This is a genomic window from Gemmobacter sp., from assembly GCF_046292685.1.
GTDB lineage: Bacteria > Pseudomonadota > Alphaproteobacteria > Rhodobacterales > Rhodobacteraceae > Wagnerdoeblera.
Genome location: NZ_JBKBQM010000013.1, coordinates 55,284 through 65,231, shown reverse-complemented (window position 1 = coordinate 65,231; position 9,948 = coordinate 55,284). Strand labels below are relative to the sequence as shown.

Annotated in this window: 8 protein-coding genes; 5 read left to right on the top strand and 3 right to left on the bottom strand. The window is 67.8% G+C overall.

Annotation, left to right across the window (positions count from 1 at the left end; translation table 11 throughout):
• Window positions 1-166: 166 nt before the first annotated feature.
• Entirely contained in the window at window positions 167-493 is a 327-nt protein-coding gene (locus ACK4S2_RS05705) for a DUF6280 family protein (RefSeq protein WP_409621369.1), read from the bottom strand.
• A 377-nt stretch (window positions 494-870) separates the two neighbouring features.
• Here ACK4S2_RS05705 and ACK4S2_RS05700 point away from each other — a divergent pair, with 377 nt between their 5' ends.
• The 4 genes from ACK4S2_RS05700 to ACK4S2_RS05685 are packed head-to-tail and all read left to right on the top strand — an operon-like array spanning window position 871 to window position 4,824.
• Window positions 871-2,037, top strand: coding sequence for an FtsW/RodA/SpoVE family cell cycle protein (locus ACK4S2_RS05700; protein WP_409621366.1), 1,167 nt, complete (start codon window positions 871-873; stop codon window positions 2,035-2,037).
• 4 nt (window positions 2,038-2,041) lie between these two features.
• Window positions 2,042-3,133, top strand: a complete 1,092-nt coding sequence (locus ACK4S2_RS05695) for a UDP-N-acetylglucosamine--N-acetylmuramyl-(pentapeptide) pyrophosphoryl-undecaprenol N-acetylglucosamine transferase (protein ID WP_409621364.1) — start codon at window positions 2,042-2,044, stop codon at window positions 3,131-3,133.
• Window positions 3,130-4,533 carry a UDP-N-acetylmuramate--L-alanine ligase gene (gene murC, locus ACK4S2_RS05690; RefSeq protein WP_409621361.1) on the top strand — a complete coding sequence of 468 codons (1,404 nt, stop codon included), beginning with the start codon at window positions 3,130-3,132 and terminating at the stop codon, window positions 4,531-4,533. The genes ACK4S2_RS05695 and murC overlap by 4 nt, the downstream gene beginning before the upstream one ends.
• A gap of 48 nt (window positions 4,534-4,581) precedes the next feature.
• The gene (locus ACK4S2_RS05685) at window positions 4,582-4,824 is read left to right on the top strand and encodes a hypothetical protein (protein ID WP_409621359.1); all 243 of its coding nucleotides are present in this window, start codon (window positions 4,582-4,584) and stop codon (window positions 4,822-4,824) included.
• A 48-nt stretch (window positions 4,825-4,872) separates the two neighbouring features.
• On the opposite strand, the gene gltA is transcribed toward ACK4S2_RS05685, so the two are convergent.
• A complete protein-coding gene (gene gltA / locus ACK4S2_RS05680) occupies window positions 4,873-6,171 on the bottom strand; it encodes a citrate synthase (protein ID WP_409621356.1) in 1,299 nt (432 codons plus the stop codon).
• 66 nt (window positions 6,172-6,237) lie between these two features.
• A complete protein-coding gene (gltX, locus tag ACK4S2_RS05675) occupies window positions 6,238-7,665 on the bottom strand; it encodes a glutamate--tRNA ligase (RefSeq protein WP_409621353.1) in 1,428 nt (475 codons plus the stop codon).
• Between the two features lie 84 nt (window positions 7,666-7,749).
• Here gltX and ACK4S2_RS05670 point away from each other — a divergent pair, with 84 nt between their 5' ends.
• Entirely contained in the window at window positions 7,750-9,942 is a 2,193-nt protein-coding gene (locus ACK4S2_RS05670; RefSeq protein WP_409621350.1) for a ComEC/Rec2 family competence protein, read from the top strand.
• Window positions 9,943-9,948: the final 6 nt, after the last annotated feature.

The window sequence follows — 9,948 nt, the reverse complement described above, 5'->3', positions numbered from 1 at the left end:
GCAAGGCCCGATGGGCGAGCGTGTGACCCGGAACCTGCGCAAGATGGTGCGTTCGGAAATAGCGCGTGCCCTGACCGCCCGCGGAATAGCCTGACCCGCAAAACGAAAGCGCGCCGGGCGGTGCCCGGCGCGTCGATCCGCATTGGATCCGCCTTGTGCCGGTGTCTCAGGCGGCTTCGGCCTGATCCGCTTCCAAGGCGGCGCGGCGTTCGGATTCTTCGCGCGACAGCGCGACCGAGGTGCGCACGCCCTTGGCGACGAATTCCATCAGGCCCTTCACGACACGTTCGTTCGGGTCGATGCCGGCGCAAGACAGCACTTCGCGCCCGTCGCGCGACCGCGCCCAGCGGGCGATCTGGTCGGGACCGTTGCCATACTTCTTGTCGTCTGCAATTGCGTCGTCCAGTGCCGCAAGCACGACAGCCGCAAAGAGCTTGCGTGCGCGCTGGCCCTGCTCGAAGTTGAAGGCGCTACCATCAACGAAATCAGCCATTTCGTCGTCCTTGATCTTCCGTCGTTTTCATTGTGATTGGTCTGTCCGCAGACGTCCGCCGAATATGACCTTTCCGCGACGATTCGGTATTCCCTTTTGGGAATGCCAGTCATGCAGCATCTGCATGGCTTCGGAAAAACCCTTATGACATCTTGCTTCACACCCCGCAGACACCTGCACGAATATGGGGGGCGGCGGCACAATTTCAACCTTTTGTCCATCATTTGCCATATCTCGCCGACCCGCAGCCGGATTCGGGTTTGCGCTGGCAAAATCGGGGACACCGCGGTATTCTGCGACCAAGACCCGGGCACGGGCGGGCAGAAAACGCGGGGTGCAGGCCCCGGAAACAAGAACGAAGACACAGGCGGACGGCAATGACGGAAATGGTGCATGGCACCCTGCCTATCCGGGCAGGGGAACCCGTTCTTCCGCGCTGGTGGCGCACGATCGACAAATGGTCGATGGGGGCGGTTCTGGCGTTGTTCTCGATCGGGCTGTTGCTGGCGCTGGCCGCATCGGTCCCTCTGGCCGCGCGCAACAACCTGCCGTCGTTCCATTATGTGCAACGCCAGCTGGGGTTCGGTCTGGCGGGGATCCTGGCGATGGTCGGGGTATCGATGCTGGACCCGCGCCAGATCCGGCGACTGGGCACGGTGCTGTTCCTGGTGGCGCTGATCGGGCTGATGTTGTTGCCGTTCTTCGGCACCAACTACGGCAAGGGGGCGGTGCGCTGGTTCAGCCTGGGCATCGGGTCCGTGCAGCCGTCCGAGTTCCTCAAGCCCGGTTTCGTCATCGTCTCGGCCTGGCTGATCGCGGCCGCGCAGGATATCGGCGGCCCGCCGGGCAGGGCGTGGTCGTTCGGGCTGCTGGTCATTGTCACGTCTCTCCTGGTGCTGCAACCCGACTTCGGCCAGACGGCGCTGGTGCTGTTCGGCTGGGGCGTGGTCTATTTCGTCTCGGGTGCGCCGATGAAGCTGCTGATGGTCGTGGGCAGCCTGATCGCTGCCGGCGCGACGGTGGCCTACAACAGCTCGGACCATTTCGCCGGGCGCATCAACGGCTTTCTGGCCGCCGAAATCGACCCGCGCACCCAGATCGGCTATGCCACGACCGCCATCCAGAACGGCGGCTTCTTCGGCACCGGCGTCGGCGAAGGCCAGGTGAAATGGCAGTTGCCCGATGCACATACCGATTTCATCATCGCCGTCGCCGCCGAGGAATATGGCCTCGTGCTTGTTTCGGTGATCATCCTGCTTTACGGCACCATTCTCGTGCGCTCGTTGCTGCGCCTGATGCGCGAGCGCGATCCCTTTGCGCGTCTGGGCGGGGCGGGTCTGGTCTGCATCTTTACCGTGCAGGCGATGGTCAACATGGGGGTTGCGGTGCGCCTGTTGCCGACCAAGGGGATGACGCTGCCCTTCGTCAGCTACGGCGGGTCGTCGGTGGTGGCTGCGGGTCTGACGGTCGGCGCGTTGCTGGCGCTGACCCGGATTCGGCCGCAAGGCGAACTTGGCGATCATCTGCTGCGGCGAGGGCGGTGACGTGATGCCCTTGCTGCTGATTGCCGCCGGCGGCACCGGCGGGCACATGTTCCCCGCGCAGGCCCTGGCCGAGGCGATGCTGGCGCGCGGCTGGCGGGTCAAGCTTTCGACCGACGCGCGGGGGGCGCGCTATGCCGGCGGGTTCCCCGGGGCGGTTGCGGTGGAACAGGTGGCCTCGGCCACCTTTGCGCGTGGCGGCGTGGTGGCCAAGGCGCTGGTACCGCTGCGGATCGCGGGCGGGGTGCTGGGCGCGGCCCTGTCGATGCGGCGCGACCGGCCGGCGGTGGTGGTGGGGTTCGGCGGCTATCCTTCCATTCCGGCGCTGGCTGCGGCAACGCTTTTGCGCATTCCGCGCATGATCCACGAACAGAACGGCATCCCCGGTCGGGTCAACACGCTGTTCGCCCGTCGGGTCGATCGCTTCGCCTGCGGCACATGGCCCACGACCCTGCCGTCCGGTGTGCAAGGCGTGCCGACCGGCAACCCGGTGCGGGCCGCCGTGCGCGACCGGGCCGGTGCCGCCTACATCCCGCCCGGCGACTATCCGATGAGCCTTGTGGTCATCGGCGGCAGCCAGGGGGCGCGCATCCTGTCGGACGTGGTGCCTGCGGCGGTTGCCGCGCTGCCCGAGGCGGTGCGGGCCAACCTGCGCGTCGCCCATCAGGCGCGGGCCGAGGATGCCGCCCGCGTGACCGAGGCCTATGCCCAGGCCGGGGTCCGGGCAGAGGTAGAGCCGTTCTTTGCCGACATCCCGCGCCGGTTGTCCGAAGCGCAGCTGGTGATCTCGCGTTCGGGGGCAAGCTCCGTCGCCGATATTTCCGTCATCGGGCGCCCTGCAATTCTGATCCCCTTCGCGGCCGCGACCGCCGACCATCAGACCGCCAATGCCCGCGGTCTGGTCGAGGCCGGGGCAGCCGTGCTGATGCCCGAGGCCGCGCTGTCGCCGGCTGCCTTGGCCGAACAGATGGCCGCCATCCTGACCCAGCCCCAGCTTGCCAGCCGCATGGCCAGCGCCGCCCTGGCCCAGAGCCACCCGGATGCGGCCGAAGCGCTGGCTGCCCTTGTCCTCGAACTTGCCGGAGTCCCCGTTCCATGAGTCCCGCCACCAAACTGCCGCACGAGCTTGGCCCCATCCACTTTGTCGGCATCGGCGGGATCGGCATGTCGGGCATTGCCGAGGTGCTGATGACGCTGGGCTATACCGTGCAGGGGTCCGACACCAAGGCCAGCAAGATCACCGACCGGCTGGTCGAGCTGGGCGCCACCTTTTTCGAAGGCCAGTCGGCCGCAAACCTGGGCCAGGCGGCGGTGGTTGTGGTGTCGTCGGCGATCAAGAAGGGTAACCCGGAACTCGAGGAGGCGCGCCGGCGCAAGCTGCCCGTGGTGCGGCGGGCCGAGATGCTGGCCGAACTGATGCGGCTCAAGTCCAACGTGGCCATCGCAGGCACCCACGGCAAGACCACCACCACCACGATGGTGGCGACCCTGCTGGATCGTGGCGGCTTCGATCCGACCGTCATCAACGGCGGCGTGATCCATGCCTATGGCTCGAACGCCCGGGCCGGCGCTGGCGAATGGATGGTGGTCGAGGCCGACGAAAGCGACGGCAGCTTCAACCGTCTGCCGGCGACCATCGCCATCGTCACCAACATCGACCCCGAGCATATGGAGCACTGGGGCAGCTTCGACGCGCTGCGCAAGGGCTTCACCGATTTCGTCTCGAACATACCGTTCTACGGGCTGGCCGTCTGCTGCACCGACCACCCCGAGGTGCAGGCCCTGGTCGGGCGCGTCACCGACCGGCGCATCGTCACCTTCGGGTTCAACGCCCAAGCCGATGTGCGCGCCGTGGGGCTGACCTACGAAAACGGTACCGCGCATTTCGACATCCTGCTGCAAGGCGAAGGCGACGGCGCCTGGATCGAGGGGTGCTCCTTGCCGATGCCGGGCGATCACAACGTGTCGAACGCGCTGGCGGCGGTGGCGGTCGCGCGGCACCTCGGGATGCGAGGCGACGATATTCGCGCGGCGCTGGCCGGCTTTGCCGGGGTGAACCGCCGTTTCACCAGGGTCGGCGAGGTGAACGGCATCACCATCATCGACGATTACGGCCACCATCCGGTGGAAATCGCAGCCGTGCTGCGCGCCGCCCGGCAGGCGACCAAAGGCCGGGTGATCGCCGTGCACCAGCCGCACCGCTACACCCGGCTCAGCCATCTGTTCGAGGATTTCTGCACCTGCTTCAACGAGGCCGACGTGGTGGCCATTGCCGAAGTCTATGCCGCCGGCGAAGACCCGATCCCCGGTGCCAGCCGCGACGATCTGGTGGCAGGGCTCATTGCCCACGGGCATCGCCACGCGCGGGCCATTCTGGACGAGGCCGATCTGGCGCGGCTGGTGCGCGAACAGGCGCGGCCGGGCGACATGGTGGTGTGCCTGGGCGCGGGCACGATCTCGGCCTGGGCCAACGCCTTGCCGCAGCGGTTGGCATCGTGACCGCCGACGCGGATCGCGGCGGTGCCATTTCCGGGGCGTCGTAAGACGATGGTGCTGGTGGGATTGGGCGCGCTGGCCTGGCTGCTTGTGGCCTTGCAGGCCTGCACCCGGCCGCCGGGGCCCGGCGCAAGCCGCCGTTGGCTGCTGCTGGTGGCAACGGGTGTGCCGCTGCTGGGGCTGCTTACCCTGCTTCTGGGGGGCTTGGCAGGTCTGGCCGGCCTCGCAGCGGGCACGCTGATGCTGTCGATGCATCGGTTGCCCGGCCCGCGGTCGCAGCCTCGCACCGAATGAAAAAGGGGGCCGCAAGGCCCCCTTTGCCGTTTCGCCATTGCGACCCGGTCAGCCGCGGCCTTCGACCGGCACGTAGTCGCGCTGCGTCGCGCCGATGTACAGCTGACGCGGGCGGCCGATCTTCTGGTTCTTGTCGGCGATCATTTCCTTCCACTGCGAGATCCAGCCCACCGTGCGCGACAGCGCGAAGATCGGCGTGAACATCGAGGTGGGGAAGCCCATGGCATCGAGGATGATGCCGGAATAGAAGTCCACGTTCGGGTAGAGCTTTTTCGAGATGAAGTATTCGTCTTCCAGCGCGATCCGCTCCAGCTCCTTGGCGACCTGCAGCGTCGGGTTGTTCTCGATCCCCAGCAGGCCCAGCACCTCGTCGGCGGATTCCTTCATCACCTTGGCGCGCGGGTCGAAGTTCCTGTAGACCCGGTGGCCGAAGCCCATCAGGCGGAAGGGGTCGTTCTTGTCCTTGGCGCGGGCGATGTATTCCGGGATGCGGTCCACGGTGCCGATCTCGCGCAGCATCTCCAGGCAGGCCTGGTTGGCGCCGCCATGCGCCGGCCCCCAGAGGCAGGCGATGCCGGCCGCGATGCAGGCGAACGGGTTGGCCCCCGAAGACCCGGCAAGCCGCACCGTGCTGGTCGAGGCGTTCTGCTCATGGTCCGCATGCAGCATCATGATGCGGTCCATCGCCTTTTCCAGGATCGGCGAGACCACGTATTCCTCGCAAGGCACGGCAAAGCACATGTGCAGGAAGTTGCCGGCATAACTGAGGCTGTTCTTCGGATAGACGAAGGGCTGCCCGATGGAATACTTGTAGGCCATTGCCGCGATGGTCGGGATCTTGGCGATCATGCGGATCGCGGCGACCTCGCGCTGCCAGGGGTCGGAAATGTCGGTGCTGTCGTGGTAGAAGGCCGACATCGCCCCCACCACGCCCACCATCGTGGCCATCGGGTGGCTGTCGCGGCGGAACCCGCGGAAGAAATAGTGCATCTGTTCATGCACCATCGTGTGCCGCGTCACCCGCTTTTCGAAGTCGATAAGTTGCGCCTTGGTCGGCAGTTCCCCGTAAAGCAGCAGGTAGCAGACTTCGAGGTGATGCGACTGTTCGGCCAGCTGTTCGATCGGATAGCCGCGATACAGCAGTTCGCCCTTGTCGCCGTCGATGTAGGTGATGGTCGAATCGCAGGCCGCGGTCGAGGTGAAGCCGGGGTCGAAGGTAAAGACATCGGCCTGGGAATAGAGTTTGCCGATATCGACGACATCGGGCCCGAGCGTGGGGCGATACATCGGCAAGTCGTAGGTCTTGTCGTCGATGGTCAGCCTGGCGGTCTTGATCGGCGTCTGCATTGTCGTCCCTCTTCTGCGGGCCGGGGCGGGCGCCCCGGCAAAAGCCGTGCCCGGGTGGCGAAGGGGTCAGGCCGTTTCCGGCCAGTCCGCTGCCTCCGCCAGCCGCGCGAGTGTTTCGTCGCGACCGATGACCAGCATCATGTCAAAGACGCTGGGCGACACGGTGCGGCCCGAAAGCGCGGCCCGCAACGGGGCGGCGATCTTGCCCATCCCGAGCCCGTGGTCGGCGGCAACCTGCGTTACCTCGGCCTCCAGCGCCTCGCGGTTCCAGCTAGCATTTTGCAGGCGCGGCGTCAATTCGCGCAGTATACCACGGGATACAGAATCCAGCGCCACCCTGGCCTTCGCGTCGGGCACGATCGGGCGCGCCTGCATCAGGAAGGCCGCCTTATCAAGCAGTTCCGGGAAAGTCTTCGCCCGTTCCTTGAGGCTGGGCATGGCGCGGGCCATCAGGTCTGTCTGCAACGGCGTCAAGGGCGGCTGGCCCGTGGCCGCAAGAAATGCCTGCAATTCGTGCAGCAGCGCGGCATCGTCCATCGCGGCGATGTGCTGGCCCGACAGGTTTTCCAGTTTCTTGAAATCCAGCCGGGCGGGGGCACGGCCGATTCCCGGAAGGTCGAACCAGGCCAGGGCTTCGGCATCGCCGAAGAACTCGGCATCGCCATGCGCCCAGCCCAGGCGGCACAGGTAGTTGCGCATCGCCTGCGCCGGGTAGCCCATGCCCTGGTATTCGTGCAACCCCACCGCTCCGTGCCGTTTCGACAGCTTCTTGCCATCGGGCCCGTGAATAAGCGGTATATGCGCCCAGACCGGAACGTCCCAATCCATCGCGTCATAGACCATCTGCTGACGGGCGGCGTTGTTCAGGTGGTCGTCGCCGCGGATCACATGGGTGACCCCCATGTCGTGATCGTCCACCACCACCGCCAGCATGTAGACCGGCGTGCCGTCCGAGCGCAGCACGATCATGTCGTCCAGCTGGTCGTTGCGCACTCGCACTTCGCCTTGCACCGCATCGCGGATCACCGTTTCGCCGGTGCGTGGCGCCTTCATGCGGATGGCATAGGGCGCGTCGGGGTGGGTCGCCGGGTCGGCATCGCGCCAGGGGCTCTGAAACACCGGATAGCGCCCGGCGGCCTTTTCCGCCTCGCGGAAGGCGTCGATTTCGGCGGCGGTGGCAAAGCACTTGTAGGCGCGGCCGCGGGCCAGCATTTCGTGCGCCACTTCGGCATGGCGCGGGGCGCGGGCGAACTGGCTGATCGCCTCGCCGTCCCAGTCGAGCCCCAGCCACCGCAGGCCTTGCAGAATGGCTTCCGTCGCCTGCGGCGTGGACCGTTCGCGGTCGGTATCCTCGATGCGCAGCAGGAACCGGCCGCCCCGGCCGCGGGCGTACAGCCAGTTGAACAGCGCCGTCCTTGCGCCGCCGATGTGCAGATAGCCGGTCGGCGAAGGCGCAAAGCGGGTCACGACAGGGCGGTCGGCGGGGCCGGGCATGGGCGTGCCTTTCGGATTAACTTTCTGGAAACCATGAGCCGCTAGGCTCGCGCCCTGTCTAGGCAATCGCAAGGGGCGCGGCAAGTGGGCGGGGTCGGCGCATGGCTGGCGGCAGAGCGCGGGCGCCTGTTCCTGTGGGTGCCGGTCTGCATGGGTCTGGGAATCGCGCTGTGGCTGGCCTGGCCGGGCGAACCGGGCCCGGCGGCCTATGTGGGTGCCTTCGGTCTTGCGGTGGCGGGGCTGGGGCTGTGGGGCCGGCAGGGGGTGGTGACGCTGCCGCTCGGGGCCGCGCTGGTGTCGCTGGCGGTGGGGTTTCTCTCGATCGGCGCACGGTCCGACCGGGTCGCGGGGCCGGTGCTGGGGTTCCGATACTACGGCCCCGTCGAAGGCCGCATCGTGGAGATCGACCGTTCGCAGGCCGACAAGCCCCGGTTGACGCTGGACCGCGTGGTGCTGGAACGTGTGCCGCCCGAACGGACCCCGGCCCGTGTGCGGGTTGCCTTGCACGGGGATCAGGGCTTCGTGGACCCGATCCCCGGCCTGCGCGTGATGATGACGGCGCATCTGTCGCCGCCCGATGGCCCGGTCGAGCCCGGAGGCTTCGATTTTCAGCGCATGGCCTGGTTTCGCAGCCTTGGTGCCGTCGGCTATACCCGAACGCCGGTGCTGGCCCAGGGGCCGCCCCCGAGGTTGGAGCTGGCGCTCAGCCAGTTGCGGATGCGCCTGTCGCAAGCCTTGCAGGCGGCCATTCCCGGCCCCCCCGGTGCCTTTGCCGCCGCCATGCTGACGGGCGACCGATCCGGCGTCGATCAGGCGACGACGCAGGCGCTGCGCGATTCGAACCTGTATCACCTCGTGTCGATCTCGGGGATGCACATGGGGTTGCTGACCGGGTTCGTGTTCTTTGCGGTCCGCCTCGGATTGGCGCTGGTGCCGCCCGTTGCCTTGCGCCTGCCGACGAAAAAGCTGGCGGCCGTGGTCGCGCTGGCGGCGGCGGCCTTTTACCTGCTGCTGTCGGGGGGCGATGTGGCCACGACCCGCGCCTTTGTGATGGTGGCGGTGATGCTGGGCGCCGTGCTGGTGGATCGCCGCGCGATATCCTTGCGCTCGGTGGCGATTGCCGCGCTGATCCTGCTGCTGGTGCAGCCCGAGGCGATGGCCGAGCCGGGTTTCCAGATGTCATTCGGTGCCACGGCTGCGCTGGTGGCCGCTTTCGGTGCGCTGCACGACCACAGGATGCTGTTGCGGCTGCCGGCTTGGGGGCGGCCGGTCGCGGTGCTGGTGGTATCGTCGCTGGTGGCGGGTTTTGCCTCGGCGCCGTTCGCGGCGGTGCATTTCAACCGCTTCTCGGACTATGGCCTGGTGGCGAACCTGGCGGCGGGGCCGGTGATGGGGGTTTTGGTGATGCCGGCAGGGGTGCTGTCGGCGATGCTGGCGCCGTTGGGCCTGGCGCAACCCGCGCTGTGGGCGCTGGGGCTTGGCTGCGGCTGGATCCTCGCGGTTTCGCAGGAGGTGGCCTCCTGGCCAGGTGCTGTAACGTTGGTGCCGCAGGCCGGCGCGGCCGTCCTGCCCCTGGTCGCGGTTGGTGGCCTTGCGCTGGTGCTCTTGCGCGGGCGGCTGCGGCTTGTGGGGGTCGTGCCGCTGGGTCTGGCCTTGTTCCTGTGGCAGGCGGGCACAAGGCCGGATTTGCTGATCGCGGCGGATGGCGGGCTGGTCGGGCTGATGGGGCCGCAAGGCCGGGCGCTGTCCTTGCCGCGCGGAAACGGATTTGCCGCGCAGGTCTGGCTGGAAAACGACGGCGACCGCGTCAGCCAGGAACAGGCCGCCGCCCGCCCCGGGTTTGCGGGGGGGCGTGGCGACAGGCGCTTTTGGCTGGACGGCGTTGCGGGGGCCCATCTGACGGGCAAAGGGGCCGAGGGGCGCCTGCCGGCCGTTTGTGCCGAGGTCGCGATCGTGATCCTTGCAGCACCGGCCCGACAGGTGCCCGAGGGTTGCCTTGTCATCGACCAGACCTTGCTGGCCCAGACCGGCCCGCTGGCGGTGCAAAGCGATGAAACCGGCGGCTGGCGGTTTGCGGCAACGCGCCCCGACCGGGCGCGCCGCTGGTCGCCGCGGCCGTCGCGGGCGCGAGGCGAGGCGCCAACACCGCGCGACTGGCTGGAAACCTTGGAAACGCAACTTTTCGCCCGGGCGAGCCGGCCGCCCCCGATGGCCCACCCCTTTGCCGAAGCGCGGTCGACACCCGCGCCGCGCCCGGGCCTGGCAGCCGCGCCCTGAACGGCG

Bases quoted from the DNA above. Each gene is read 5' to 3' on its own strand.
- ACK4S2_RS05705 (WP_409621369.1), bottom strand. From the start codon at position 493: ATGGCTGATTTCGTTGATGGTAGCGCCTTCAACTTCGAGCAGGGCCAG.
- ACK4S2_RS05700 (WP_409621366.1), top strand. From the start codon at position 871: ATGACGGAAATGGTGCATGGCACCCTGCCTATCCGGGCAGGGGAACCC.
- ACK4S2_RS05695 (WP_409621364.1), top strand. From the start codon at position 2,042: ATGCCCTTGCTGCTGATTGCCGCCGGCGGCACCGGCGGGCACATGTTC.
- murC (WP_409621361.1), top strand. From the start codon at position 3,130: ATGAGTCCCGCCACCAAACTGCCGCACGAGCTTGGCCCCATCCACTTT.
- ACK4S2_RS05685 (WP_409621359.1), top strand. From the start codon at position 4,582: ATGGTGCTGGTGGGATTGGGCGCGCTGGCCTGGCTGCTTGTGGCCTTG.
- gltA (WP_409621356.1), bottom strand. From the start codon at position 6,171: ATGCAGACGCCGATCAAGACCGCCAGGCTGACCATCGACGACAAGACC.
- gltX (WP_409621353.1), bottom strand. From the start codon at position 7,665: ATGCCCGGCCCCGCCGACCGCCCTGTCGTGACCCGCTTTGCGCCTTCG.